The sequence below is a fragment of the Streptomyces sp. URMC 124 genome, from assembly GCF_051386455.1.
Classification (GTDB): Bacteria; Actinomycetota; Actinomycetes; order Streptomycetales; family Streptomycetaceae; genus Streptomyces.
The window spans coordinates 28,646-54,023 of record NZ_JBPQTS010000008.1 but is presented as its reverse complement, the minus strand read 5'-3'; the positions used below and the strand labels follow the sequence as shown (position 1 = coordinate 54,023).

The window sequence follows — 25,378 nt, the reverse complement described above, 5'->3', positions numbered from 1 at the left end:
GGCTACGGTAGCCCGGCGACCCCGCACCGGACCCGAATAAGGCAGGCTTGTCCCCGTGCCTGAACCCGCCGCTAACACCTCGCATCCGCACAGCGCCACCCTCCGCAGCCTGGAGAAGTCCTCGGGCATGCTGGCCGCCGCAGCCATCGCCCGGATGGACGCCCAGCTGCCGTGGTACCGGGCGATGCCCCCGGAGAACCGCTCGTGGATCGGTCTGGTCGCCCAGGCCGGCATCGCGGCCTTCACGGAGTGGTTCCGGCATCCGGAGACCCCGCAGGCCATCAGCACGGACGTGTTCGGCACGGCCCCGCGCGAGCTGACGCGGGCGATCACTTTGCGCCAGACGGTGGAGATGGTCCGCACGACCATCGAGGTCATGGAGTCGGCGATCGACGACGTGGCGGCGCCCGGCGACGAGGGCGTGCTGCGCGAGGCCCTCCTCGTCTACGCCCGCGAGATCGCGTTCGCCACCGCGCAGGTCTACGCGCAGGCCGCCGAGGCGCGCGGCGCGTGGGACGCCCGCCTGGAGTCGCTGGTGGTCAACGCGGTGCTGTCGGGCGAGGCGGACGAGGGCGCCCTGTCCCGGGCCGCGGCCCTGGGCTGGAGCGCCCCGGCACACGTCTGCGTGGTGCTCGGCACCGCCCCGAACGGGGACAGCGAGCTGACGGTCGAGGCGATCCGGCGCGCGGCGCGGCACGCGAAGGTGCAGGTGCTGACGGGGGTGCTCGGCGACCGCCTGGTGGTGATCGCGGGCGGCTCCGACAATCCGCTGCAGACGGCCAAGGCGCTGATCGGGCCGTTCGCGGCGGGCCCGGTGGTGGCCGGCCCGGTGGTGCCGGACCTGTTGTCGGCGACGCGCTCGGCGCAGGCCGCGGCGGCCGGTCTGAAGGCGTGCGCGGCCTGGCCGGACGCCCCGCGCCCGGTCCCGGCGGACGATCTGCTGCCGGAGCGGGCGATGGCCGGGGACACCACGGCCCGCGATCAGCTGGTGGAGGAGATCTACAGACCGCTTCAGGAAGCGGGCTCGGCTCTGCTGGAGACGCTGAGTGTCTACCTGGAGCAGGCGAGTAGCTTGGAAGGCGCGGCGCGGATGCTGTTCGTCCATCCCAACACCGTGAGATACCGCCTCCGACGTGTGACGGACGTCACCGGGTGGTCACCCTCCGATGTCCGGTCGGCGTTCACGCTGCGAATCGCGCTCATCCTGGGGCGTCTGGCCGACACGGAGACGGCCCTCTAGCCTTTTGTCGAACGTCAACAATTCCCCTGACGGTTCTTGGTCCCCATCCCCACGGGTGGCCGGAGCCGTCCACGAGAGAGAGTGTGAGGGTGCTCGTACTCGTCGCTCCCGGCCAGGGCGCTCAGACGCCCGGCTTCCTGACCCCCTGGCTCGACCTCCCCGGTGTCGAAGACCGGCTCCGTGAGTGGTCCGCCGCCATCGACCTGGACCTGGTCCACTACGGCACGAACGCCGACGCGGACGAGATCCGCGACACCGCCGTCGCCCAGCCGCTGCTGGTCGCGTCGGCGCTGGTCTCGGCCCGGCAGCTGTTCCCGGCGGCGGAGGACTTCGCCCGCCTGGTGGGTGCGGCCGCGGGCCACAGCGTGGGCGAGCTGGCCGCGTCGGCCCTGACCGGCGTGCTGTCCGAAGCGGAAGCCATGGAGCTGGTCCGCAAGCGCGGTCTGGCCATGGCCGAGGCCGCGGCGGTCACCGAGACGGGCATGGCCGCCCTCCTCGGCGGTGACCCCGAGGTCGTCGTCCCGCACCTGGAGAAGCTCGGCCTGACCCCCGCGAACGTCAACGGCGCGGGCCAGATCGTGGCCGCCGGCACCGCCGCGCAGCTCGCCGCGCTCGCCGAGGACAAGCCCGAGGGCACCCGCAAGGTCGTGGCGCTGAAGGTCGCGGGCGCGTTCCACACGCACCACATGGCACCCGCCGTGTCGGCCCTGGAGGTCGCCGTGCAGGAGCTGTCGCCCGCCGAGCCGCACACCCGGTACGTCTCGAACAAGGACGGCGCCGTCGTCGCCTCGGGCGCGGAGATCGTGCAGCGGCTGGTCGGCCAGGTGGCCAACCCGGTCCGCTGGGACCTGTGCATGGAGACCTTCAAGGAGCTCGGCGTCACGGCCCTGATCGAGGTGGCCCCCGGCGGCACCCTGACCGGCCTGGCCAAGCGTGCCCTGCCCGGTGTGAAGACCCTGGCCCTGAAGTCGCCGGCCGACCTCGACGCAGCCCGGGAGCTGATCGCCGAGCACGCCGCACCCGCCGGGTCCCCGGCCGAATAAGGAGCCTCAGAGCATGACCTCGAAGATCAAGCCGAGCAAGGGCGCCCCGTACGCCCGCATCCTCGGCGTGGGCGGCTACCGCCCCACCCGGGTGGTGCCGAACGAGGAGATCCTGAAGTACATCGACTCCTCGGACGAGTGGATCCGCTCCCGCTCCGGCATCGCGACCCGCCACTGGGCCGGCCCGGAGGAGACGGTGTCCGCGATGTCGGTCGAGGCGGCCGGCAAGGCCATCGCCGACGCGGGCATCACCCCCGAGCAGGTCGGTGCCGTGGTCGTCTCGACGGTCTCGCACTTCCATCAGACCCCGGCCATCGCCACCGAGATCGCGCACAAGATCGGCGCGGGCAACCCGGCCGCCTTCGACATCTCGGCCGGCTGCGCGGGCTTCGGCTACGGACTGACGCTGGCCAAGGGCCTGGTCGTCGAGGGCTCGGCGCAGTACGTCGTCGTCATCGGCGTCGAGCGGCTCTCCGACCTGACCGACCTGGAGGACCGTGCGACGGCCTTCCTCTTCGGCGACGGCGCGGGCGCCGTGGTCGTCGGCCCCTCCGACGAGCCGGCCATAGGCCCCACCGTCTGGGGTTCCGAGGGCGACAAGTCGCACACCATCAAGCAGACCCTGGGGTGGGACGCCTACCGCACCACCCCGGTGCCCGGCGGTGACGGCCCCGAGGCCCGCAAGGCCCTCGACGAGCTCCGTTTCCCGGCCATCACGCAGGAGGGCCAGGCGGTCTTCCGCTGGGCCGTCTTCGAGATGGCCAAGGTCGCCCAGCAGGCGCTGGACGACGCCGGGGTCAGTGCGGAGGACCTGGACGTCTTCATCCCGCACCAGGCGAACATGCGGATCATCGACTCGATGGTCAAGACCCTCAAGCTGCCGGAGAGCGTCACGGTCGCCCGTGACGTGGAGACCACGGGCAACACCTCCGCGGCCTCCATTCCGCTGGCCATGGAGCGGCTCCTGGCCACCGGCGCGGCGAAGAGCGGGGACACCGCGCTCGTCATCGGTTTCGGGGCGGGTCTCGTCTACGCCGCCACGGTCGTTACCCTCCCCTAGGCGAGATGCGCGCGGCCCGGCCCCCGCCCCGCCGCACGAACCTCGCCGACCAGCAGTTCTCTACCACGCAGTTCCACCGCACAGATAGAAGGAGCGCCACATGGCCGCCACCCAGGAAGAGATCCTCAAGGGCCTCGCCGAGATCGTCAACGAGATCGCCGGCATCCCGGTCGAGGACGTCCAGCTGGACAAGTCCTTCACCGACGACCTGGACGTCGACTCGCTGTCCATGGTCGAGGTCGTCGTCGCCGCCGAGGAGCGCTTCGACGTCAAGATCCCCGACGAGGACGTCAAGAACCTGAAGACCGTCGGCGACGCCGCGGACTACATCCTGAAGCACCAGGCCTGACCTGAGCGTTCGTCGCCACCCCAGCGGTGGCGGTTTCACCAGCACCTCTACACGTGGAGACAGAATTCCTGTGAGCTCGACCAATCGCACCGTGGTCGTCACCGGTATCGGCGCAACCACACCGCTGGGTGGCGACAGCGCGACGACCTGGGAGGCTCTGCTCGCCGGCCGGTCCGGCGTCAAGCCCCTCGAGGGTGAGCGCTTCGCCGGCCTTCCGGTCCGCATCGCCGCCACCGCGGCGGTGGACCCCGGCGATGTCCTGCCCCGCCCGCTCGCCCGGAAGCTGGACCGCTCGGCGCAGTTCGCGCTGATCGCGGCCCGTGAGGCCTGGGCCGACGCGGGCTACACCGCCCAGGCCGGCGAGGACTCCTCCATCGCCCCCGAGCGCCTCGGCACGGTCATCGCCTCCGGCATCGGCGGCGTGACCACCCTGCTCGACCAGTACGACGTGCTCAAGGAGAAGGGCGTCCGCCGCGTCTCCCCGCACACCGTGCCCATGCTCATGCCGAACAGCCCCTCGGCCAACGTCGGCCTGGAGGTGAACGCCCAGGCGGGCGTGCACACCCCCGTCAGCGCCTGCGCGTCCGGCGCCGAGGCCATCGGCTACGCCGTCGAGATGATCCGCACCGGCCGTGCCGACGTGGTCGTCGCCGGCGGCACCGAGGCGGCGATCCACCCGCTGCCCATCACCGCCTTCGCCAACATGATGGCGATGTCGAAGAACAACGAGGAGCCCCAGAAGGCCTCCCGCCCGTACGACAAGGCCCGTGACGGCTTCGTCCTGGGCGAGGGCGCCGGCGTCGTGATCCTGGAGTCGGCCGAGCACGCCGCCCGGCGCGGCGCGCGGGTCTACTGCGAGGTGCTGGGCCAGGGCCTGTCCGCGGACAGCCACCACATCGCCCAGCCCGAGCCGACGGGCCGCGGCATCGCCGCCGCCCTGCAGAGCCTGCTCGACAGCACCGACCTCAAGCCGTCCGAGGTCGTGCACCTCAACGCGCACGCCACGTCCACCCCGCAGGGTGACGCGGCCGAGATCAAGGCGCTGCGCAAGGTCCTGGGCGACGACCTCGACCACGTCGCGGTCTCCGCGACCAAGTCGATGACCGGCCACCTGCTGGGCGGCGCGGGCGGCATCGAGACGGTCATGACCGTCCTCGCCCTGCACCACCGCACGGCCCCGCCGACCATCAACGTCGACGACCTGGACGAGGACATCGACGCGGACATCGTCCGCGACGAGCCGCGCGCGCTGCCCGCCGAGGGCCCGATCGCCGCGATCAACAACTCGTTCGGCTTCGGTGGCCACAACGTGGTCCTGGCGCTGCGCTCGGTCTGACCGCGCTGATCTGCGCGAAACGGCCCGCCCCGGTACTCCCGGGGCGGGCCGTTTCGCGCAGCGGGCGCTTGCGGGTCAGGAGGCGTCGAACGACGCGTAGTACGAGGCGGCCATGTCCTCGTCGCCGTGGCCCGCTTCCACGGCCCGGTGGAAGCGCTCGGCGCCCGCGGCCGCCACGTCCATGCGCACTCCGGCCCGCTCCCCCGCGGCGACGATCAGCCGGGCGTCCTTCTCGGCCGTGGCGGTGGCGAAGCTCGGCGGCGTGAGGCCGCCGCCGAGGATCAGCCCGGCCTTGGCGTGCAGGTAGCCCATGTCGAGCGGGCCCCCGGCGACGGCGTCCAGGAAGCCGGAGGGGTCCACGCCGAGGCCCTTCGCCAGGGCGAGCGCCTCGGCCGTGCCGTGGGTGACGGCGAGCACCCAGCTGTTGATGACCAGCTTCAGGCGGGTGGCCGTGCCGCTCGCGGCGGCGCCGTCGAGCCACACCGTGCGGCTGCCCACGGCCGCGAAGACCGGCTCCAGGGCCTCGCGCACGTCCTGCGGCCCGGCGGCCAGCACGGTCAGCTTCCCCTCTTCCGCGGGCTGCCTGGTGCCGAGGACGGGGGCGTCCACGAGGACCAGTCCGTGCTCGTCCGCGAGGGCGGCGAGGTCCTCGAAGCCCTCCAGGCCGACGGTGCCCGACTGGACCCAGAGCGTGCCGGGCCGCAGCCCGGGTGCGGCGGCGCCCATCGCGGCGAGCGTGGCCGGGCCGTCGTACAGCACGGTCAGGACGACATCGGCGGCCGCGACGGCCTCGGCGGGGGTGCCGGCGATCCGCACGCCGTCGGCGGCGAGGGGCTCGGCCTTGTCCCTGCTGCGGTTCCAGGCGGTGACGGCGAGCCCGGCGCGGGCGAGGTTGCGGGCCATGGCGGCGCCCATGATGCCGGTGCCGAGGACGGCGACGGCCGGTGCGCCAGGAGGAGCGGGCGTGCTGGTTTCGGTCATGCCCCGACGCTAGGCGCTGGAGTCCGCTCCAAGGCAAGCGCTTTAAGGCAAGCGCGCCGGTCAGACGACCTGGTGCAGCCAGCGCACCGGCGCGCCCTCGCCCGCGTACCGGAAGGGCTCCAGCTCGTCGTCCCAGGGCTTGCCGAGGAGCTTGGCGACCTCGGCCTCCAGCTGGGTCTCGCCGCGGGCGGCGCGGGCGAGGGCGGCCCGCAGCCGGTCCTCGGGGACGAGGATGTCGCCGTGGATGCCGGTGACGGCGTGGAAGATGCCGAGGTCGGGGGTGGAGCTGTAGCGCTCGCCCTCCGCGGTGGCGCACGGCTCGGCGGTCACCTCGAAGCGCAGCAGGTGCCAGCCGCGCAGGGCGGAGGCGAGCTTGGAGGCGGTGCCGACCTGGCCCTGCCACGAGAATTCGGCGCGCCAGGTGCCGGGCGAGGCGGGTTGTCGGATCCAGTCGAGGGTGACCCGCACACCGAGCACGCCCGCGACCGCCCATTCGACGTGCGGGCACAGCGCGCGCGGCGCGGAGTGCACATACAGAACTCCACGTGTCGTCACCGGGACCTCCAGTGCGGTTCGAGGTTCGCCTTCCCCAGCGGCCTCGCACCCGTACCGGTCCCGCCTGGGACAGCGTGAGACATTCTGCCCCAATGGCCACTCCCGCACCAGCTCGCGAGGTTACCAACAGTAAACACCATCGGGAGCATTTCTCCTGAAAGGGACAGGATGTGACGTGTCGTATTTCAGTTGTGCCGGAAGTGCAAAGCCGCCCCGGGGCCCGGCACAACCACCCCGGGGAAAAGCTACCGTGCGAACGGACCCCCGCGGTGACGTACCGTCGGACCCGAACAGATATCACCCGGCCGGAGGGGAAGAAGCGATGCGCCGCAGCACGGTGCGGAAGGTGCGCACAGCCGCCAGGGCGGCCGTCGCGGCGGTCTCCGCCTTCTCGGTGACCCTGCTCGTCACGGGCTGTGACAGTGGCGGAGGGGACACTTCGGCGGCAAAGCCCAGCGCGGCGAAGCCCAGCGCCTCACCCGCGGCCCCCGCGTGGAATACCCGCCCGCAGTCCATCGTCTCGCTGGGTGACTCCATTACGCGCGGATTCGACGCCTGCGCGGTGTTCAAGGACTGCCCGGAAGTCTCCTGGGCCACGGGCACCCAGGTCGACAGCGTCGCCCGCAAACTGCTGGCCTCGCCGCAGACCAGCAGCTGGAATTACGCGCGGACGGGCGCCCGGATGGCCGATCTCCCGGGCCAGATGCAGTCGGCGATCGCGCACAAACCGCAGTTGGTGACCGTACTCCTGGGCGCCAATGACGCCTGCCGCCCGAATGTGGCCGACATGACCCCGACGGCCTCGTTCCGCGCCGACTTCGAAGCCGCGGTGAAGGCGCTGCGCACGGCCCTGCCGAAGTCGCAGATCTACGTCGCGAGCGTGCCCGACCTGCAGCGCCTGTGGTCGCAGGGGCGTGTGAACGACTACGCCAAGACGGTCTGGAAGCTGGGCATCTGCCCGTCGATGCTCAAGGACTCCGAGTCCGCCGACCCGGCGGTGGAGCAGCGCCGCGCCCAGGTGGTCAAGCGGGTCGCCGAGTACAACGCGATCCTGAAGGACGTCTGCGGCCGGGACGCGCTCTGCCGCTACGACGGCGCGGTCCACGGCTACGACTTCACCAGTGAGGCGCTGAGCAGGTGGGACTGGTTCCACCCGAGCCGCAAGGGCCAGGGGGAGCTGGCGGCGCTGGCCTACCGGACCATCACCGCGGAGAAGAACCCGGCCTGACGCCCGGCGCCGGGAGGTGGCTGGGGCGGGACCTGTCAGGTGGCCCCGCCCCGGTCAGACGCGGTCGTACGGACCGCGCGCGGCACGGACGGGCGTACCCTCGCTCCGCCATCCGCCGCCGCGCGCACGCGCACTGCACGCCCCCGGCTTTGGCCAAGGCCGTGTCCGGGCGGGCGTCCGCGCCTGCTCATCAGCACGGTATCGGATGAACACACCTTACTCATAAGCAAGTTCACCCCTGCGCGGGTCAACTTCCGTCCCCGGTGCTCCGCTACGGCCCCGCGGACGTCGGCCAAGCTTTACCTATCGTCATCCCGGAGGCGTTCCGCAGGCCGCCCGCGGTCCGTGCCCGACCGGTACGGTCTGGCCATGACGGAAATCGACCCGCAGCGCACCGCCCTCGTCCTCGTCGACCTGATGGAGCGCATGGTCGCGCTCCCCCTCGCGCCCCGCAGCGGGGACGAAGTGGTCCGCACGGCGGAGGAGTTGGCGCGGTCGTTCCGGAAGTCCGGGGGCACGGTGGTCGTGGTGCGCACCGAGCGGCCGGGGCCGGCGGAGCAGCCGCCGGGGAGCGGGCTGCTCGCGGGGTTCGCCGAGGAGGGCGACGTCGAGGTGGTGAAGCGGTCCGTCGGCGCCTTCCACGGCACGGACCTGGACGCGCGGCTGCGCGAGCGCGGCGTGCGCACGCTCGTCCTCGGCGGGATCGCCACCAACCTGGGCGTGGAGTCGACGGCCCGCGCGGCGGCCGACCACGGCTACGGGCTGGTGTTCGCGGAGGACGCGATGAGCGCGCTGACGGCGGAGGAGCACCGGGGGGCCGTGACGCTGGACATGCCGCGGCTGGGCACGGTGACGACGGTCGCGGAGCTGCGCTTTCCCGCGTAGCGGGCCACCCGGGCCGGGCCTTCGGCTGCGGATCGTGCGTGGCCGGTCGCGCAGTTCCCCGCGCCCCTTACGGGGTGCTCAGGCGCCCTGCCCCAGCATGCGGCGCAGCAGGTCCCGCAGGACGCCCCGTTCCTCGGCCGAGAGGCCGGCCAGGGGCTCGCGGGCGAAGTCCAGGGATTCGCCGAGGCGGCCGGCGGTGTCGAGGCCGGCCGGGGTGGCCGCCGCGAGCTTGATGCGGCGGTCGTCGGGGTCGGGGCGCCGCTCGACCAGGCCGCGGGTCTCCAGGCGGTCGACGATGCCGGTGACGTTGGACGGCTCGCACTTGAGGAGCTGGGCGATGCGGCGCATCGGCAGGGGCTCGCGCGCGAGCAGGGCGAGGACCTTGGCCTGGGCTCCGGTGAGCGCGTGCTTGGCCGCCGCCTCCTCGTACTCCTCGTGGTAGCGGGCCACGACGGCCGCGATGAGGTCGACGACCTCACGGGTCAGGGCATCGGTTCGGGGGGCCATGACTCCAGGTTACCCGGTTGCTTGACAACATGAAATATCGAGGAGCATGGTTGTTTCAGTTCCTTAATCATTAGGAGGTCGCGTTCCATGTCCGCCACACCCGCCACCAGCCGTGAATGGCACCTCGTCGCCCGCCCGCACGGCTGGCCGAAGCCGGAGGAGTTCGCGCTGCGGGAGACCGCCGTAGCCGAGCCCGGCGAGGGGCAGATCCTGGTGCGCAACATCCACATGTCGGTGGACCCGTACATGCGCGGCCGGATGAACGACGTCCGTTCCTACATCCCGCCCTTCCAGCTCGACCAGCCGATGGAGGGCGGCGCGGTCGGCGAGGTCGTCGCCTCGCGCAGCGACGCCTTCAAGCCCGGCGACCACGTCCTGCACGGCCTGGGCTGGCGGGAGTACGCCCTGGTCGAGGGGGCGCACGCGGTCAAGGTCGACCCTGCGGTCGCGCCCCTGTCCACCTACCTCGGCGTCCTCGGCATGCCGGGCCTGACCGCCTACGCGGGCCTGCTGGAGGTCGCCTCCTTCAAGGAGGGCGACTCCGTCTTCGTCTCCGGCGCCGCGGGCGCGGTCGGCCTCCAGGTCGGCCAGATCGCCCGCCTCAAGGGCGCCTCGCGCGTCGTCGGCAGCGCGGGTACGGACGAGAAGGTCCGGGCCCTCGTCGAGGAGTACGGCTTCGACGCCGCCTTCAACTACAAGGACGGGCCCGTCGCCGAGCAGCTCAAGCAGGTCGCGCCCGAGGGCATCGACGTCTACTTCGACAACGTCGGCGGCGAGCACCTGGAGGCCGCGATCGGCGCGATGAAGCTGCACGGCCGCGCCACCCTGTGCGGCGCCATCGCCGGCTACAACGAGACCGAGCCGCAGCCCGGCCCGCGCAACATGATCGCGATCATCGGCAAGCGGCTGCGCCTGCAGGGCATGATCGTCCGCGACCACCAGGCGCTGCAGCCGCAGTTCGTGCAGGAGGTCGGCGGCTGGGTGCGCTCCGGCGAGCTGAAGTACCGCGAGACGGTCGTGAACGGCGTCGAGAACGCTCTGGACGCCTTCCTGGGCATGCTGCGCGGCGAGAACACGGGCAAGATGATCGTCACCTTCTGACGCCCGTCCGGCGCCGGCCCGGGCCCGTCCGCGGGCCCGGGCTCGCCGGATACCCTTCCCGCCATGCGAGATCTCATGGCGGGACTGACGTACCTGGGCAAGGGCCAGCGCTGGGTGGCGCGCAACCGGCGGCAGTGGGGGTTCGGCCTGCTGCCCGGGCTCATCACCCTCGTCGGCTACGCGGCGGCGGTCGTCTGCCTCGCCCTGTACGCGGACGACGCCGTCGGCTGGGCCACGCCCTTCGCCGACGGCTGGTCCTCCCCCTGGGCCGGCCTGTTCCGGGGCGCGCTGACCGTCCTCCTCTTCGGCGGCGGCCTGCTGCTGGCCCTCATCTCCTTCACCGCCGTGACCCTGCTGGTCGGCCAGCCCTTCTACGAGGAGCTGTCCGAGCGGGTCGACCGCTCGGAGGGCGGCGACGTCCCCGAGTCGGGGCTGCCGCTCTGGCGCGAGCTGTGGATCGCGGCCCGCGAGAGCCTCGCGGTGCTCGTGCGCGTCGCCGTCTGGGGCGTGCTGCTCTTCGCCCTCGGCTTCGTGCCGGTCGTCGGGCAGACCGTGATCCCCGCCCTCGGCTTCTGCGTCTCCGGCTTCTTCCTCGCCGAGGAGCTCACCGCCGTCGCCCTGCAGCGCCGCGGCGTGCCGCTGCGCGAGCGGCTGCGGCTGCTGCGCTCCCGCAAGCTGCTCGCGCTGGGCTTCGGGGTGCCGCTGACGCTGCTGTTCCTGGTGCCGTTCGTGGCGGTGTTCGTGATGCCGGGCGCGGTGGCCGGCGCGACGCTGCTCGTCCGCGACCTCATGGGAGAGGCAGCCTCGGAGGACACCGCCGACGGCCCCCGGACGCAGGACGAGAACGCCCTCGGCTGAGGGACGGCCCCGGCCGGGAGGCCTCGGCCGGGGGCGGCCTCGGGCAGGGGCGGCCTCGGGCAGGGGCGACCTCAGCCGAGGGGCAGCTCGGCCGGCACCAGCTGCGCCTCCGTCGCCGATCCTTCCGCGAGGACGGTCCCGTCCGGCGCCCACACCGCGCTGAGGCCGCAGGCGTCGTACGGGCCCGAGGGACCGCAGTGGTTGGCCAGCAGGACGTGCAGGCCGCCGGCCCGCGCCAGCTCGGGGAAGATCTCCACGCGCTCCTGCGCGCCGCCGCCCCGCCCGTACAGCGAGCCGGCGAGCAGCACCTCGCACCCGTCGGCGGCGGCGCGGACCGCGCAGTCGGGGAAGTGGGCGTCGTAGCAGATGACGAGCCCGAAGCGGACGCCGTGCAGCGTGAACCGGCCCTCCGCCGTGCCCGCCGCGAAGCCCGCCGCCCGCTCGGTGTCCGTCACGTGCACCTTGTCGTAGCGGGTGAGCAGGGCCCCGTCCGGGCCGTAGACGTAGCTGCTGATCGTCGTGCCCGCGGCGCTGCGGCCCGGGCAGTTGACCACGGCCGCGACGCCCGCCGCGCGGCACGCCTCCCGCACGGGGGAGAGCCGCGGGTCGTCGGGGTCCATGACCAGCCGGCCGTCCCCGCCGGTGATCGCCTCCAGTTCGTAGCCGGTGGCGGCGAGCTCGGCGAAGACGACGAGCGCGGCGCCGCGCTCCCCCGCCTCGGTGACGAACGCGGCCATGCGGGCCGCGTTCGCTTCGATGTCGCACGGGCGGGCGGTGAACTGGGCTGCAGCGATGATCATCCGCTCATCATGGCGTCCGGCCGGCCGCCACGGCCACCGCTGTGACCGACCGCACCTGCGCGACGATCGCCAGCCGGTTCCGTACGAACTCGGGGTCGGTGACGGTGCCGGTCGCCGGGTCCTCGTTGCCCCGGCCGAACGCCAGGACCGGGGTGTGCAGGTGCCCGCCCGGCACGCGCAGCCGCACCGCGTCGCGCAGCAGGGTCGCCCGGTAGGCGATCTCGTTGGAGAGGTAGTCGCCTCCGCCGCCCTCGCGGGCGGTCGAGCCCGGGGTCGGCCCGTCCGGCCGGTGGACCGGCTCGGTGGCGCCCGCCGGGATCTCCGTGACCCCGGTGTTGTCGTGCACGGGGAACGGCCCGGTGGCGGCCGCGGTGATCGCCGCGTACGGCAGGCTGGTGGACGTCCACTGCGGCTGCGGGTGCACGGTGGGGACGCCGGGCGGTACGGGCACCGTCCCGGTACGGGAGACGTTCGCGTTGTCCGGGTAGCCGCCGCGCCAGGCGCCGTTGGTGCGCTCGACGTCGAAGCGGCCGGGGCGGCCCTGGCTGATCGTGGTGAAGACGTCCACGCGGCGGGGGCCCGGCCGGAAGTGCGGCAGCAGCGTCCGCTCCACCGTGCCGTCGGCGAAGTCCGCCCAGCGGACGGGGAAGACGGCGGCTTCGACGCGCGCCGGGCCGGCCGGCGTGTCGATCGTCGTGCCGTCCAGGGCGAGCGCGGCCGCGCCGGAGGGGTTGGAGCGGCGCGGGTCCCCGTCGAGCTGGAACGGGTCGAAGCCGGTGATGAGGACGCGCTTGACCTGCTCGCCCGCCGGGAGGTCGAGGGAGTCCTGGCCGCGCGAGGAGCGCTCGACCCGGCCGGTGAGCTCCGCGCGCTGCGGCCCGGACAGCGCGAAGGCCGGCTTCCATTCCCGCAGGGCGCGGGTCATGCCGAGGCGCGCCCAGTACAGCGGGCGGTCGTCGTCCCGGCTCAGGTCCCCGGCGCGCCCGGGGCCCGGCCCGCGGCCCTGCGCCCGGTCCACGGCCCGCCGCCACAGCCGCTGCCCCTCGGCGGTCGCGAGCCGCTGCGCCTGCGGCAGGGTGCGCGTACGGGCCAGGGCGGCGGCGAAGTCCGGGGCCGCGTCCGCGAAGCCCCCGCGGCGCAGGATCTCCTGCGGTACGGGGCCGGAGAGGCGCTGCTCCTCCACGGTGAGGGCCTGCTGCCCGGCGGCGGGAGCCGGGGCGGCGGCGGCCGGCGGGACGGCCGCGGCGGCGAGAAGGGCGGCACCGAGGACGGCACCGACGGGTATTCCGCCAAGTCGGAAGGGATTCATGGGCCGGAACGTATCCATTGATGCCGGTCGTGCGGTAGAGGGGCGTCAACTCCCTTCTGGACCAGGGGATTTCCGGCCACAATGATGCGGCATGAACACCATGCAGCACATGGCGGCAGCACTGTTCGATCCCGGAAGCGGCCAAGGAGCACGGCAGTTCGCGGAGCTGGGCATCGCCCTGCTGCTCTCCTCCCTCATCGGCCTGGAGCGCGAGTTACAGCAGAAGAGCGCCGGGCTGCGCACCCACACCCTCGTCGGGGTGGGCAGCGCGCTGTTCATGGAGGTCTCCATCCACGGCTTCGGCGCCGTGGCCGACCTCGTCGGCGCCCGCCAGGACCCCTCGCGCGTGGCCGCCCAGATCGTCTCCGGCATCGGCTTCATCGGCGGCGGCCTGATCTTCGTGCGGCGCGACGCGGTGCGCGGCCTGACGACGGCGGCCACGATATGGCTGACCTGCGCGCTGGGCATGGCCTGCGGCGGCGGCCTGCCGCTGCTGGGCGCCGCGGCGACCCTGGTGCACTTCCTCGTGGTGCGCGGCTTCCCCGTGGTCACCCGGCGCATGGCGCTCATACCCGGCGACCGCGTCGAGCTGCACCTGTCGTACCGCACCCGCCGGGGGCTGCTGGGGCGGGTGCTGGAGCTGTGCACCAAGCGCGGGTTCCGGGTCACGGACGTGCACATCGAGCCGGAGCAGCCGGCGGAGGGGCGCGAAAGGGGCAGGGCCAAGGAGGCGGGGGTGGTGCTGTGCCTGGAGGGCAAGGGCCCGGCGTACCCGCTCGTCGAGGAGCTGACGTACTGGGACGGGATCGTCGGGGTCGGGCTGCGGGCGCACCAGGACTCCGGGGACTAGCCCCGGCTCCCGGGGGCTCCGGCCGTCCGCGGCGGGGGCGGCGCGCGTGACCTGCGCCGACGGGCGATTGTCAGTGACGGGTGTCACGCTGGCTTCGCAAAGGACCCGCGAAGGGAGATCACTTCCATGATCACCACCGACTTTGTCCCCGGCTCCCCCTCCTGGCTCGACCTCGGCGCCCCCGACGTCCCGGCCGCGGCCGCCTTCTACGGCTCGGTGTTCGGCTGGGAGTTCCGGCCCCACGGCGAGGGGGCGGGTGACTACGGCGTCTTCCATCTGGACGGCAAGGCCGTCGCCGGCATCGGCCCGCTCACCGAGGAGGGGGCCCGCTCCGCCTGGATGATCTATTTCGGGACCGCCGACGCGGACGCCACGGCCGAGGCCGTCGGGCGCGCGGGCGGCACGGTGCGGGTGCCGCCGACAGCCCCCGGCGAGGGTGCGGGCGAGGGCCGGATGGCCCAGTTCACCGACCCCCAGGGCGGCCAGTTCGCCGTCTTCCAACCGGGGACCTACCCCGGCCTGGAGGCGGCCGACACCCCCGGCACCCTGTCGTGGACCGAGCTGTACACCACCGACGCGGCGGCGGCGCGGGAGTTCTACGGCGCGGTCTTCGGCTGGACCGCGGAGGACATGCCGCTCCCCGGCGGCGGGGGGACGTACGTGCTGCTCACCCCCGCGGACCGGGACAAGGAGCTCATGCACGGCGGCCTGATGCAGCTCCCGTCCGAACACCTCGCCCTGAACGGCGGCCGCCCCTACTGGCACCCGGTCTTCGCCACGGGCGACTGCGACGCGACGGTCGCGAAGGTCGTCGAGGGCGGCGGCACGGTCCAGATGGGCCCGGAGGACGCGCAGGGCGTCGGCAGGCTGGCCGTGTGCCTGGACCCGGCGGGAGCGGACTTCGTGGTCCTGCGGCCGGAGGAGGGGGCGGGCGGCTGAACAAGTGCGCCGGTCTGACGGGGGAACAGCTCGCCGAGCGGACCGTGCCGCCTTCGGACCTGTCGCTGCTGGGCCTGATCCGCCACATGGCGAAGGTCGAGCGCATCTGGTTCCGCGAGCGGTTCGCCGGCCAGGACGTGCCCCGGCTCTTCAGCACGCGGGAGAACGGGAACGCCGACTTCGAACACGGGGACCCGGCCCGCGCCGCCGCGTACTACGCGTGCCTGCTGGAGGAGCAGCGCCTGGCCGACGAGGCGGTCGCGGGGGCGTCCCTGGACGACACGTTCACCGTCGACGGCGAGCCGTATTCGCTCCGCTTCGTCCACCTCCACCTCATCGGCGAGTACGCCCGCCACAACGGCCACGCGGACCTCCTGCGGGAGCGGGTGGACGGCGTCACCGGCGGCTGAGCGCGGGCCGCCGGCCGCGCCGGCCCGTGCGTCAGTGCCGGACCAGGCGGTTCGCCGACCAGGCCGCGAAGGCGAGCAGGCCCGCCGTCAGCAGCCCTGCCACGGCGGCCACATCGGCCACGGCCCCCGCGTCGAGCCCGTGCGCCGGCACCTTGTGCAGGGCGATCCCCAGGCCGCCCACCGTCACCAGCGGCCCGGCCGCGTACCAGCCCAGGAAGAGGAACACGCCGGGGTCGCCCATGGGGGTGCTGAGGCCGGTGACCAGCAGGTGCGTACGGGCCGGGCCCCGGCACGCCGCGAAGACCGCCGCGGCCGCGAACGGCACCGCGCACACCGGCATCAGCAGCAGCGCCCAAGGCTCCCCCGCCACGGCGAACGGCACCGCCGCGAGCAGCGCCATCAGGGCGCCCAGCACCATCGGCACCACGGCGTGCTGGAGCATCAGCGTGCGGAAGCGGAACGGGGACCAGGCCGCGCGCCGCACGTCGTCCGTCTCCAGCCGGGCCGGTTCGGCGAGCGCGCCCACGCCCACGTAGCCGAGCAGCAGAGCGACGGCCAGGCCGATCACGCGCTCCGGTCCGCCGAACCGCATCGCCAGGGCGGCCGCCGCCGTGGCGCACGCGATCCACATCAGGGCCTTCGCCGGGCGCGCGGGCGCCCTCAGCAGGGACAGCAGGTCCCGCCAGACCACCACGAGGTACTTGCTGCGCGGGCGCGGCAGCCGGACCCGGCGGGTGCTGCCGGTGCCCGTGGCGTCCACCAGGGCAAGCTTGGCGGCCCGCAGCTCCACCGAGTACATGACCGAGGAGACGGTCTGGGCGGTCGCCGCGCGCCGCCGCAGCTGCGTGGTGGGCACCCGCGCCGCGTCCCGGTGCCCCTGCACCAGGCCGGCGGCCGCCAGCAGCCCCAGCAGGGCCACCGCGGCGGGCCACCCGGGCGCGTGCCCACCGGTCGCGGAGACGACGGGCTGGGCCGCCCACCCCCACGGCCCGGACCACAGCTCCACCTGCTCCACCACCGCGCTCCGGTGCCCGTAGGCCGCTCCCGCGACCTGTCCCGCGAGCAGCATCAGCACGAGGACGGCCAGGGGCGAGTATCGCCGTACGAGGCGCGCGAGTCCGGCCCGGTGCTCCACCGCCATGCCGAGCGCGACGGCCAGCAGCGGCAGGCACACCGCGGCCGGCAGGAGCGCGAGCAGCGCGGTGCCGAGCGGGGCGAGGTCCATCACGCGCAGGACGACGGCACCGGCGACCGCCGCAAGCAGCGCCGGGACGACCGACACCGCGGCCGACAGCCAGAACCACGGGCGCAGGACGGCGCCCCTGCGCACGGGGTGCGCGAGCAGCCAGCCGACCGAGGGCGCCGGCAGGACGACGGGGCCGCGCCACAGGGCGTCGCGCGCCGCGAGCAGGGCCAGGGCGGCGGTCAGGAGGGTGAACAGGGCGGGCAGAGTGTCCTGGACGCGCTCGCCCAGGCCGCCGTAGTCCGCGCCCAGCCGGGCCCGCTGCAGGAAGTGGACGGCGTAGCTGCTGCCGTATCCGACGACGACGAGCGCGGTCCCGTAGAGGAAGACGGCGAGGTCGCGGCCCTTCTGCCGGCGGTGCGCCTTGCGCTTCTCGCGCAGCCAGGCCAGCGTCTCGGCGGTGCGGTCGTCCTCCTCCTCGGTCCACGTGCGCTCGTCGGCGCCGGCGTCGGTACCGGCGTCGGCGCCGGCGTCCATGCCCGGGGCCGGGTCTTCGTCCACGCCGGTGCCGTCGCCGAGGGCCCTCGCCTCGCCGCTCATCCGCGCAGCCCCAGCTCGTCCAGGACCTCCGCCGGCGGGCCCTCGGCGATCACCCGGCCGTCCTCCAAGGCGATCATCCGGTCGGCGACGGACCGCGCGAGGTCGGCCTGGTGGGTCGCCAGCAGGACGGCGACGCCGTCGCGCTTCTCGCCGTTGAGCAGCTCGGCGAGGCGGACGCGGGCGTCCGGGTCGAGCCGCTGCTCGGGCTCGTCCAGGACGAGCAGGTCGCGGGGGCGGACGAGCGCCGCGGCCAGCAGCAGCGACTGCAGCTGGCCGGAGGAGAGCGAGCCGGGCAGCGCCCGCGCGTGGTCGGACAGCCGGCGGTCGGCGAGCACGTGGTCGATCCAGGCGTCGGCGTCGTCCACGGCGTGGGCGACGGTGACGAGTTCGAGGTGCTCGCGCACGGTCAGGTCCGGGTAGGTGGCGACGGTGTCACCCACGACCGCGACCCTGGCCCGCACCTCGGGGTCGTCCTCGGAGACCTTGCGGCCCGCGAACCGCGCGGTGCCCGCGGTGGGCTCGTCCCGGCCGGCGGCGATGCGCAGCAGCGTGGACTTGCCCGATCCGTTGTGGCCGAAGAGGGCGGTGCAGCTCCCCGCCTCCAGGTCGAGGTCGAGCGGGTGCAGGGCCTCCCTCTCCCCGTAGGTGCGGCTGACTCCGCGCAGGCGGAGCAGAGGGGCGGTGTGGGACGCCCCGCCGTCCTGGGGGGCCTTCGAGCCGGGCATCAGAGCCTCCGTACGACAGTGATCGTTCCCGTCGACCTTAATGACCGGGGCGGTGTCCCCCGGGCCCCGCCCCGGCCCGCCGCCGGGCGCGCGACGATGGCCGTCATGAACCCAGCCTCCGACTCCCCCTCCGGTCCCGGGGATGCCTTCGGTCCCGGGGGTGCCTTCGGCCCCCTCGCCTTTCAGCTCGTCCTCCTGCGGCGGATGGCCGACCACCAGCCCGGCCTGGTCGAGGACGCCCTGCGCGAGCTCGGCGTCGGCCGTGCGGAGATGCGGGAGGCCAACCGCCGCTGGCAGGCCATGCTGCGCGCCCCGGGGCGGCGCGGGGCCGGCCCGCGCTACCGCTCGGTGCTCGGCCCGCCGGACGCCACCGGCGAGCGGCACGTGGGCGACCTGACGTTCGAGGCGGCGACGTGGCGGGTGCCGCTCTGGCCGGATCTGCGCTTCGAGGTGCTCGCGACCCCCGGCGGGTCCGTCTGGAACGAGTGGCTGGTCCGCGCCCCGGGCGCCACCGGCCCCGGCCTGCGGACCGTGGAGGACCTGCAGCCCTGGTCGTGCACCGTGGACGAGGTGGCACGGGCCTTCGCGCCCGCCCGCCCGCTGGAGGGCACGGCCCCCACCCGCTGGCGGCTCGCCTTCACGGCGCCGGACGCCTCCGGGAAGCCGGGCGAGTACACGGTCGAGTTCACGTGGGGGCTGCTGCAGCGGTTCGTCTGAGCCGCCGGGGGCCCACCACCCGGCGGGGGTGCGACTCCTCCTTCCGGCGGAGGCAGAACTGGCCGTTCACCCGAAGCCCGGGCACCCCGCCCGTCCCTAGCGTGGGCAGCGTTCCCTCCACCCCCACGCCCGGACGGATCCGATGCCCCGTACACCCCGCGCATCCCGTACGCCCCCCGCATCCTGCACGTCCCGTACGCCTCGTAGGTCCCGTACGCGCCTGCCCGCCCTCCTGCTCGCCCTCACGGCCCTGCTGCTCCCCGCGACGCTCGCCGCGGCCCTGCTCACCGGCTGCTCGTCGGGCACGGCGGACAGCACGGCCGCCAGCGGCACCCCGGCCTCGGCGGAGGAGCCCGCCCGCGTCTCGATCCCGTCCATCGGCGTGGACAGCGCCCTGCTGCGGCTCGGCAGGAACGGGGACGGCACGGTGCAGGTGCCGCCGCCGGAGAAGGACACGACGGCCGGCTGGTACACCGGCGGCGCGACGCCCGGCGAGCCCGGCGCCGCCGTCCTCATCGGCCACGGCGAGGCCCGCGACGGCAAGGCGGTCTTCCACGACCTGGGGAAGGTGGAGAAGGGGACCGTCGTGGACGTCCGGCGGGGCGACGGCACGGTGCTGCACTTCTCCGTCACCGGGAAGGAGACCGTCGACAAGTCCGCCTTCCCCACGCAGAAGGTCTACGGGCAGACGAAGGAGCGGGCGCTGCGCCTGGTCACCTGCGCGGGCGACCTCGACGCGGACGGGCACCCGGCGCGGAACCTGATCGTCTACGCGGCCCTGGCGCCGTGACGCCGAGGGCCGCGCAGCGACGGAGGGGCGGGGTCAGGCCAGCTCGGCCGTCAGCGTGATCGTCGTGCCCGTGAGGGCCTGGCTGACGGGGCAGTTCTTCTTGGCGCCCTCGGCGGCCTCCTGGAAGCCCGCCGCGTCCAGCCCCGGCACCTCGCCGCGGACGGTGAGGTGGATGCCGGTGATGCCCTCGCCCGGCTGGAACGTGACGTCGGCCTTGGTCTCCAGGCGGGTGGGCGGGTTGCCCGCGCCCGTCAGGCCGTGCGAGAGGGCCATGGAGAAGCAGCTCGAGTGCGCGGCCGCAATCAGCTCCTCGGGGCTGGTCTTGCCGTTGGCCTGCTCGGCGCGCGACGGCCAGGACACCGGCTGGGAGCCGATGCCGGACGAGTCGAAGGTGACGGTGCCGCTGCCCTTGAGCAGCTCACCTTCCCAGACGGTGTGCGCGGTGCGGGTGGTGGCCACGAATTTTCCCTCCACTGGAAATCGGTCGGTACGCAGGCGGTCGTACGGGGACCGGGGCGTCACCGGCCCTGCCGGTCCGCCCCGATCATGGGTCCGCGGCGGCCGCGGCCCCGGTTCCGACACGCTCCGCCGCCCCGGCAACGGATCACGCCGACGGCAGGTTCCAGGCCACGAGCGCGGGGCGGCCGTGCTCGGTGCCGATCCGGCTGAGGGTCGCGGTGTCGAGGCGGAAGAGCGCGCCCGCGGCCGGCGGCAGGCCGAGCCTACGGGCGGTCAGCACGCGCAGGAAGTGGCCGTGCGCCACCAGCACCACGTCGCCCTCGCCCCCGCGGTCCCCGTCCAGCCAGGGCGCGATGCGGGCGAGGACGCGGTCGGCGCGGGCGCCGACCTCCGCGGGCGTCTCCCCCGGGTGCTCGGGCGGCCCGGGGGCGACCCCGTCGTCCCACAGGTACCAGCCGGGGCGGGTGCGGTGGATCTCCGCGGTGGTCACGCCCTCGTAGCCGCCGTAGTCCCACTCGTGGAGGTCGGGGTCAATCCCGCCGTCCAGACCGGCGAGCTCGGCCGTGCGCAGGGCCCGCTTCATGGGGCTCACCAGCACCTTCGCGAGCGTACGGCCCGCGAGCAGCGGCCGCAGGGCCTCCGCCTGCCGCTCGCCGCGCCCGGTCAGGGCCACATCCGTGAAGCCGGTGTGGCGGCCGTCGCGGCTCCACTCGGTCTCGCCGTGCCGGACCAGCAGCAGCTCACTCACCGGCGGACTGCCCCTCGCCCTGCGCGGCGTCCCCGGCCTTGGCCCGCTCCTCGGCGACGGAGGCGCGCACCTCGTCCATGTCGAGCGCGCGGGCCTGGCGGATGACGTCCTCCAGGGCGGCCTCCGGCAGGGCGCCCGGCTGGGCGTAGACCGCGATGTTGTCCCGCACGATCATCAGCGTGGGGATCGACCGGATCTCGAACGCGGCCGCCAGCTCGGGCTGGGCCTCGGTGTCGACCTTGCCGAAGACCAGGTCGCCGTGGCGCTCCGCGGCCCCCTCGTACACCGGCGCGAACTGCCGGCAGGGACCGCACCACGACGCCCAGAAGTCGATGAGGACGAATCCGCTGCCGGAGACGACCTCGTCGAAGTTGTCCTTGGTGAGCTCCACCGTGCTGCTGCTCATGCGTCGCTACCTGCTTCCGCTGTGGCGTCGGGTGACCGTCGGACCGGCCCAGCAGCGCCAACAGGATGAAGCCGGGCGGTATTCCGCCGCATACCCGGGCCGGGAGCGGGCAGACGGGCGGCGTGGCCGAAGACGTGCGGCGCCCGGCCCCCGACAGCACGAAGCCCCACCGGGTCATCGCTGCGCGGGACCGGGCGGGGCATCGAAAACGCTGGTCGCATCGTTTCTGCACCAACGTCACGCGTGTGGGGCGGGTGGGACTCGAACCCACGGCCGACGGATTATGAGTCCGCTGCTCTAACCGGCTGAGCTACCGCCCCGTTCACGGCGCGTCGCGCACATCTGTGCGCGCCGTCTGCCGCAGCATAGCCGCTCATACGATCTGCTGCCCCTGAGGGGGCGTATTGCGTGACCGACCTGACCATGAGGACTTCGATCACGGCGGGATCGGTTCCCTCCGGACGGCTCCGGATACGAAAAAGGACCCCCGAAGGGGTCCTCGATCGCTTGCTCCTCCGACTGGACTCGAACCAGTAACCTGCCGGTTAACAGCCGGCTGCTCTGCCAATTGAGCTACAGAGGATCGCGCTCCCCCGACTGGACTCGAACCAGTAACCTGCCGGTTAACAGCCGGCTGCTCTGCCAATTGAGCTACAGGGGATTGCTGCGTGTGCCTCGAATGCTCGTCCGGCCGGGGTCCCGGGCGGCGTGCGCTCGCTGCGAGACATACATTAGCGCAAGCAGGGGGGTGCTCCGCCAATCGGTTCCCCGGGAGTGACCTTCGCACCCGGCGGGTAGGCGGCGACCACAGCGTCCGAGGGAAGGGTGGAGCGGGATGCGCTACCGGCTGACGTTCATGATCGGGGCAGCCGTCGGGTACGTGCTGGGCGCGCGGGCCGGCCGCGAGCGGTACGAGCAGCTGCGCAAGGGAGCCCGGCAGATCGCCCAGAACCCCGCGGTCCGCAATACGGTCGAGTCCGCCGCCCAGAACGGCAGGGCCATGGGCTCGCGGGCCTTCGCGAAGGTGGGCGACCGGCTGCCGGACTCGGTGGGCGAGCGGGTGCGGTCGCTGCGCGAGCGGGGACAGGGCACCGAGGACGACTGGGGCACCAGTAACACCTGACCCGGCCGTACGCCCCTGACCCGGCCCCGTGTGTGGCCGGGTCAACACCCGACCGGCGCACGGAGCATGCCCCGGGGTTTGGCATCATCTCGGCATGGGCATAGTCGCGGGCTTGGACAGTTCCACCGAGAGCACACGGATCGTCGTCTGCGATACGGACACGGGGGCCGTTCTCCGCCAGGGGTACGCCCCCCATCCGCCGACCGACGGCGATCCCCAGGCATGGCTGATCTCCCTCGGCGAAGCCGCCGCCGGAGGCCTCCTGGAGGGCGTGCAGGCCATCGGCGTCTCCGCGCAGCAGAACGGCCTGCTCGCGCTGGACGCCGGCGGGGTCCTCGTCCGCCCCGCCATGCTCGGCAACGACAAGCGCATGCAGCCCTCCGCGGCCGACCTGACCGACGCGCTCGGCGGCCGCGCCGCCTGGGCACAGGCCGTCGGCTCGGTGCCCCAGCCCGGCCAGATGGTCGCCAAACTGCGCTGGCTCGCCCGCAACGAGCCCGAATCCGCCCAGCGCATCGCCGCCCTGCTCCAGCCGCACGACTGGCTCGTGTGGCAGCTCCTCGGCCGCCCGCTGCGGCGCACCACCGACCGCGGCGACGCCTCCGGCACCGGCCTGTGGTCCGCCGCGACCGGCTCCTGGCGGCCGGACCTGGTGGAGCTGGCCCTGGGCCGCCCCGCCGTCCTCCCCGACGTCCTCGCGCCCGCCGAGCCCGCCGGGCACACCCCCGAGGGCCTGCTGATCTCCGCCGGAACGGGCGAGACGATGGCGGCGGCCTTCGGACTGGGCGTGGGTCCGGGGGACGCCGTGATCTCCCTCGGCGCCTCCGGCTCGGTCTTCGCCGTGCACCACGAGGCCCTCGTGGACCCCTCCGGGACGATCACGTCCTACGCCGACGCGACCGGCATGCACCTGCCCGTGGTGCACACCCTCAACGCCGTGCGCGTGCTGCGCGGCACCGCGGAGCTGCTCGGCACGGACCTGCCGGGCCTGTCGGAGCTGGCGCTGCAGTCGAGCCCGGGCTCGTACGGGCTCGTGATGCTGCCGTACCTGGAGGGCGAGCGGACCCCGCACCTGCCGCACACCGCGGGCACGCTGGCCGGGCTGCGGCGCGAGAGCATGAAGCCGGAGCACCTGGCGCGAGCCGCGTTCGAGGGCATGCTGTGCGGGCTCACGGACGCGCTGGACGTCCTGCGGGGGCGCGGGGTGCAGGTGCGCCGGGTGTTCCTGCTGGGCGCCGCGGCGGAGCTGCCCGCCGTGCAGGCCATCGCTCCCGCGCTGTTCGGCGCGCAGGTCGTCGTGCCCCAGCCGGCGGACTACGCGGCGCTGGGCGCGGCCCGGCAGGCCGCCTGGGCGCTGGGCGTCCAGCAGGGCGCGCTGGCCCCCCACGAGCCGCCCCTGTGGCCGTCCGCGGCCAGCCAGGTGTTCGAGCCGGGCGAGGACCTGCCGGTCGGGCAGGCGGTGCGGCAGCAGTACGCGGCCGTGCGCGAGCAGACCCACCCCGGGGCGTTCGACTAGGCCCGGCCTGCCGGGCTAGTCGAGGTAGCCGCGCAGCTGGTCCGCGAAGGCGTGGTCGCGCAGCTTGTTGAGGGTCTTGGACTCGATCTGGCGGATGCGCTCGCGGGTCACGCCGAAGATGCGGCCGATCTCCTCCAGGGTGCGGGGGCGGCCGTCGACCAGCCCGTAGCGCAGCTGCACCACCTTGCGCTCGCGCTCCCCGAGCGTCGACAGGACCGCCTCCAGGTGCTCGCGCAGCAGCAGGAAGGCGGCCGACTCCACGGGCGAGGCCGCGTCGCCGTCCTCGATCAGGTCGCCGAGGGCGACGTCGTCCTCCTCGCCGACCGGCGCGTGCAGCGAGACGGGCTCCTGCGCCAGCCGCAGCACCTCGCTGACCCGCTCCTGGGTCAGGTCGAGGTGGGCGGCCACCTCGTCCGCCGTCGGCTCGTAGCCGCGCTCCTGCAGCATGCGGCGCTGGACCCGGACGACGCGGTTGATGAGCTCCACGACGTGCACCGGGACGCGGATCGTGCGGGCCTGGTCCGCGAGGGCGCGCGACATGGCCTGGCGGATCCACCACGTCGCGTACGTGGAGAACTTGTACCCGCGGGCGTAGTCGAACTTCTCGACCGCCCTGATCAGGCCCAGATTGCCCTCCTGGACGAGGTCGAGCATCGTCAGGCCGCGGCCGATGTAGCGCTTGGCGACGGAGACGACGAGGCGCAGATTCGCCTCGATCAGCCGCCGTTTGGCCATCCGGCCGAGCACCACGAGGCGGTCGAGGTCGAGGGCGAGCTGGGAGTCGAGGTCCGGGGCGCCGGCCAGCTTCTCCTCCGCGAACAGCCCGGCCTCCACGCAGCGGGCGAGCTCCACCTCCTCGGCGGCGGAGAGCAGGGGGATGCGGCCGATCTCGCGCAGGTACTGCCGGAAGAGGTCGGAGGAGGGGCCACCGGTGTCGGCGCGCGCGGTCCGGGCAGACTCCGCCTCCACCTCCGGCTCCGCCGCCTCCGCCGGCTCGGGCTCGGCCTCGTGGGCCTCGTGCGGGGCGGCCGGCGCGCCGGCCGACGCCGGATCCGGCGGGGAGGGCTCGTCGGAGAGGCTCTCGGCCTGGGGCGCGGCGGGCTGCCGGGGGACGCCCTGGGCCGGGGCGGCCGCGGGCCGTGACGGGAGCCTGGTCGGTGTCCGGGTCTGCACGGGGGCGACCTCCAAGGTGATCGCTGCCGGTTTCGGGGCGGCATGCGCCGGAGGGGCGGCAGCGGCCTGGCCGCCGGCCGTCCCGGGGGTCAGGAGCGGCTTCGCGAAGGGTTCCGAGTTCCGGGTCCGAGCGGCCGGGCCTGCCGCGTCCGAGGACTCAGGCACCGCCCACCAGTGTGGGGTACGACGCGGGCCCGCCACGAGGGGCTTGCGGGCACTTTCTGATTCCGTTCAGTGACCGGGGGTTACGACCTCCGCCGCGGCGAGCACCCCCCTGTGTGACCGGCGGTGCCGGGCGGCCCGACCGGGCATAGCTGGCCGTCGAGGGGCCAGGCCCTCGAATCCGCCGCCGCGGCGATCAGCCGTAGTGAACCTGTCCGGCGGTGCCGAGCTGCCCGGAAGTGTTGTCCGGCACCGCCGGTTACGTCGTAGGGGTTGCTCGCCGCTGCGGCGGTATTGAAGGGCCGGGCCCTTCACCTAGTGGCCC

Annotated in this window: 27 protein-coding genes and 3 tRNA genes; 16 read left to right on the top strand and 14 right to left on the bottom strand. The window is 73.9% G+C overall.

From position 1 onward, the window contains the following. The first annotated feature begins 55 nt into the window (after nt 1-55). From ACSNOG_RS03045 to fabF, 5 genes are all read left to right on the top strand, one after another. Nucleotides 56-1,240, top strand: a complete 1,185-nt coding sequence (locus tag ACSNOG_RS03045) for a PucR family transcriptional regulator (protein ID WP_436750931.1) — start codon at nt 56-58, stop codon at nt 1,238-1,240. 89 nt (nt 1,241-1,329) lie between these two features. Further along, nucleotides 1,330-2,283: an ACP S-malonyltransferase gene (locus ACSNOG_RS03040; RefSeq protein ID WP_436750930.1), complete on the top strand. Its 954-nt coding sequence runs from the start codon at nt 1,330-1,332 to the stop codon at nt 2,281-2,283. Nucleotides 2,284-2,296: 13 nt separating this feature from the next. Continuing rightward, nucleotides 2,297-3,343, top strand: coding sequence for a ketoacyl-ACP synthase III (locus ACSNOG_RS03035; protein WP_436750929.1), 1,047 nt, complete (start codon nt 2,297-2,299; stop codon nt 3,341-3,343). 100 nt (nt 3,344-3,443) lie between these two features. Continuing rightward, the gene (locus tag ACSNOG_RS03030; RefSeq protein WP_359094158.1) at nt 3,444-3,692 is read left to right on the top strand and encodes an acyl carrier protein; all 249 of its coding nucleotides are present in this window, start codon (nt 3,444-3,446) and stop codon (nt 3,690-3,692) included. A 70-nt stretch (nt 3,693-3,762) separates the two neighbouring features. Next, nucleotides 3,763-5,028, top strand: a complete 1,266-nt coding sequence (gene fabF / locus ACSNOG_RS03025) for a beta-ketoacyl-ACP synthase II (RefSeq protein ID WP_436750928.1) — start codon at nt 3,763-3,765, stop codon at nt 5,026-5,028. A 75-nt stretch (nt 5,029-5,103) separates the two neighbouring features. Here the strand turns inward: fabF and ACSNOG_RS03020 are convergent, their stop codons facing one another. Both ACSNOG_RS03020 and ACSNOG_RS03015 read right to left on the bottom strand, forming a co-directional pair. Then, nucleotides 5,104-6,009, bottom strand: coding sequence for an NAD(P)-dependent oxidoreductase (locus tag ACSNOG_RS03020; RefSeq protein ID WP_436750927.1), 906 nt, complete (start codon nt 6,007-6,009; stop codon nt 5,104-5,106). A 60-nt stretch (nt 6,010-6,069) separates the two neighbouring features. Further along, nucleotides 6,070-6,564 (bottom strand): DUF3145 domain-containing protein, encoded by a 495-nt coding sequence (locus ACSNOG_RS03015; RefSeq protein WP_190020853.1) that lies wholly within the window; start codon nt 6,562-6,564, stop codon nt 6,070-6,072. 322 nt (nt 6,565-6,886) lie between these two features. On the opposite strand from ACSNOG_RS03015, the gene ACSNOG_RS03010 reads away from it, so the two are divergent. Both ACSNOG_RS03010 and ACSNOG_RS03005 read left to right on the top strand, forming a co-directional pair. Further along, nucleotides 6,887-7,792: an SGNH/GDSL hydrolase family protein gene (locus ACSNOG_RS03010; protein WP_436750926.1), complete on the top strand. Its 906-nt coding sequence runs from the start codon at nt 6,887-6,889 to the stop codon at nt 7,790-7,792. 369 nt (nt 7,793-8,161) lie between these two features. After that, nucleotides 8,162-8,677: an isochorismatase family protein gene (locus tag ACSNOG_RS03005; protein WP_436750925.1), complete on the top strand. Its 516-nt coding sequence runs from the start codon at nt 8,162-8,164 to the stop codon at nt 8,675-8,677. A gap of 78 nt (nt 8,678-8,755) precedes the next feature. On the opposite strand, the gene ACSNOG_RS03000 is transcribed toward ACSNOG_RS03005, so the two are convergent. Further along, entirely contained in the window at nt 8,756-9,184 is a 429-nt protein-coding gene (locus ACSNOG_RS03000) for a MarR family winged helix-turn-helix transcriptional regulator (protein ID WP_436750924.1), read from the bottom strand. A gap of 87 nt (nt 9,185-9,271) precedes the next feature. Here ACSNOG_RS03000 and ACSNOG_RS02995 point away from each other — a divergent pair, with 87 nt between their 5' ends. After that, nucleotides 9,272-10,285, top strand: a complete 1,014-nt coding sequence (locus tag ACSNOG_RS02995) for an NADP-dependent oxidoreductase (RefSeq protein ID WP_436750923.1) — start codon at nt 9,272-9,274, stop codon at nt 10,283-10,285. A gap of 63 nt (nt 10,286-10,348) precedes the next feature. Then, nucleotides 10,349-11,143 carry an EI24 domain-containing protein gene (locus tag ACSNOG_RS02990; protein ID WP_436750922.1) on the top strand — a complete coding sequence of 265 codons (795 nt, stop codon included), beginning with the start codon at nt 10,349-10,351 and terminating at the stop codon, nt 11,141-11,143. 71 nt (nt 11,144-11,214) lie between these two features. Here the strand turns inward: ACSNOG_RS02990 and ACSNOG_RS02985 are convergent, their stop codons facing one another. Together ACSNOG_RS02985 and ACSNOG_RS02980 are read right to left on the bottom strand one after the other, a co-directional pair. Next, nucleotides 11,215-11,943, bottom strand: a complete 729-nt coding sequence (locus ACSNOG_RS02985) for a carbon-nitrogen hydrolase family protein (RefSeq protein ID WP_436750921.1) — start codon at nt 11,941-11,943, stop codon at nt 11,215-11,217. A 7-nt stretch (nt 11,944-11,950) separates the two neighbouring features. Further along, nucleotides 11,951-13,252: a pyroglutamyl peptidase gene (locus ACSNOG_RS02980; protein WP_436750920.1), complete on the bottom strand. Its 1,302-nt coding sequence runs from the start codon at nt 13,250-13,252 to the stop codon at nt 11,951-11,953. Between the two features lie 100 nt (nt 13,253-13,352). Between ACSNOG_RS02980 and ACSNOG_RS02975 the strand changes: the two genes are divergently transcribed. The 3 genes from ACSNOG_RS02975 (at nt 13,353) to ACSNOG_RS02965 (ending at nt 15,451) form a co-directional block, all read left to right on the top strand. After that, nucleotides 13,353-14,102 (top strand): MgtC/SapB family protein, encoded by a 750-nt coding sequence (locus tag ACSNOG_RS02975; protein WP_436750952.1) that lies wholly within the window; start codon nt 13,353-13,355, stop codon nt 14,100-14,102. 126 nt (nt 14,103-14,228) lie between these two features. Beyond that, nucleotides 14,229-15,041 (top strand): VOC family protein, encoded by an 813-nt coding sequence (locus ACSNOG_RS02970; RefSeq protein WP_436750919.1) that lies wholly within the window; start codon nt 14,229-14,231, stop codon nt 15,039-15,041. After that, on the top strand, nt 14,978-15,451 hold the full coding sequence (locus tag ACSNOG_RS02965) for a DinB family protein (RefSeq protein ID WP_436750918.1): 474 nt from the start codon (nt 14,978-14,980) through the stop codon (nt 15,449-15,451). The genes ACSNOG_RS02970 and ACSNOG_RS02965 overlap by 64 nt, the downstream gene beginning before the upstream one ends. A gap of 31 nt (nt 15,452-15,482) precedes the next feature. Here ACSNOG_RS02965 and ACSNOG_RS02960 read toward each other — a convergent pair whose 3' ends face one another. Together ACSNOG_RS02960 and ACSNOG_RS02955 are read right to left on the bottom strand one after the other, a co-directional pair. After that, on the bottom strand, nt 15,483-17,234 hold the full coding sequence (locus ACSNOG_RS02960; RefSeq protein WP_436750917.1) for a hypothetical protein: 1,752 nt from the start codon (nt 17,232-17,234) through the stop codon (nt 15,483-15,485). Beyond that, nucleotides 17,231-17,959 (bottom strand): ABC transporter ATP-binding protein, encoded by a 729-nt coding sequence (locus ACSNOG_RS02955; RefSeq protein ID WP_436750916.1) that lies wholly within the window; start codon nt 17,957-17,959, stop codon nt 17,231-17,233. Before ACSNOG_RS02955 ends, ACSNOG_RS02960 begins: the two co-directional genes overlap by 4 nt. Nucleotides 17,960-18,064: 105 nt before the next feature. Here ACSNOG_RS02955 and ACSNOG_RS02950 point away from each other — a divergent pair, with 105 nt between their 5' ends. Beyond that, on the top strand, nt 18,065-18,676 hold the full coding sequence (locus ACSNOG_RS02950; RefSeq protein ID WP_436750915.1) for a hypothetical protein: 612 nt from the start codon (nt 18,065-18,067) through the stop codon (nt 18,674-18,676). Between the two features lie 142 nt (nt 18,677-18,818). After that, nucleotides 18,819-19,466, top strand: coding sequence for a class F sortase (locus ACSNOG_RS02945; protein WP_436750914.1), 648 nt, complete (start codon nt 18,819-18,821; stop codon nt 19,464-19,466). Between the two features lie 33 nt (nt 19,467-19,499). Here the strand turns inward: ACSNOG_RS02945 and ACSNOG_RS02940 are convergent, their stop codons facing one another. From ACSNOG_RS02940 to ACSNOG_RS02915, 6 genes are all read right to left on the bottom strand, one after another. After that, nucleotides 19,500-19,925: an OsmC family protein gene (locus tag ACSNOG_RS02940; RefSeq protein ID WP_436750913.1), complete on the bottom strand. Its 426-nt coding sequence runs from the start codon at nt 19,923-19,925 to the stop codon at nt 19,500-19,502. 145 nt (nt 19,926-20,070) lie between these two features. After that, complete coding sequence (locus ACSNOG_RS02935; RefSeq protein ID WP_436750912.1) at nt 20,071-20,673, bottom strand: histidine phosphatase family protein; 603 nt, start codon at nt 20,671-20,673, stop codon at nt 20,071-20,073. Further along, nucleotides 20,666-21,079: a thioredoxin gene (trxA, locus tag ACSNOG_RS02930; RefSeq protein WP_436750911.1), complete on the bottom strand. Its 414-nt coding sequence runs from the start codon at nt 21,077-21,079 to the stop codon at nt 20,666-20,668. The genes ACSNOG_RS02935 and trxA overlap by 8 nt, the downstream gene beginning before the upstream one ends. A 246-nt stretch (nt 21,080-21,325) precedes the next feature. Next, nucleotides 21,326-21,399: transfer RNA gene (locus ACSNOG_RS02925), tRNA-Ile, on the bottom strand. A gap of 190 nt (nt 21,400-21,589) precedes the next feature. Next, nucleotides 21,590-21,662 (bottom strand) — tRNA-Asn (locus ACSNOG_RS02920). Nucleotides 21,663-21,667: 5 nt separating this feature from the next. Then, a tRNA-Asn gene (locus tag ACSNOG_RS02915) sits at nt 21,668-21,740 on the bottom strand. Nucleotides 21,741-21,914: 174 nt separating this feature from the next. On the opposite strand from ACSNOG_RS02915, the gene ACSNOG_RS02910 reads away from it, so the two are divergent. Next, a complete protein-coding gene (locus ACSNOG_RS02910; protein WP_436750910.1) occupies nt 21,915-22,202 on the top strand; it encodes a YtxH domain-containing protein in 288 nt (95 codons plus the stop codon). 94 nt (nt 22,203-22,296) lie between these two features. Next, complete coding sequence (locus ACSNOG_RS02905) at nt 22,297-23,718, top strand: FGGY family carbohydrate kinase (RefSeq protein WP_436750909.1); 1,422 nt, start codon at nt 22,297-22,299, stop codon at nt 23,716-23,718. A 15-nt stretch (nt 23,719-23,733) separates the two neighbouring features. On the opposite strand, the gene ACSNOG_RS02900 is transcribed toward ACSNOG_RS02905, so the two are convergent. After that, the gene (locus ACSNOG_RS02900) at nt 23,734-25,056 is read right to left on the bottom strand and encodes an RNA polymerase sigma factor (RefSeq protein WP_436750908.1); all 1,323 of its coding nucleotides are present in this window, start codon (nt 25,054-25,056) and stop codon (nt 23,734-23,736) included. Nucleotides 25,057-25,378 lie beyond the last annotated feature (322 nt).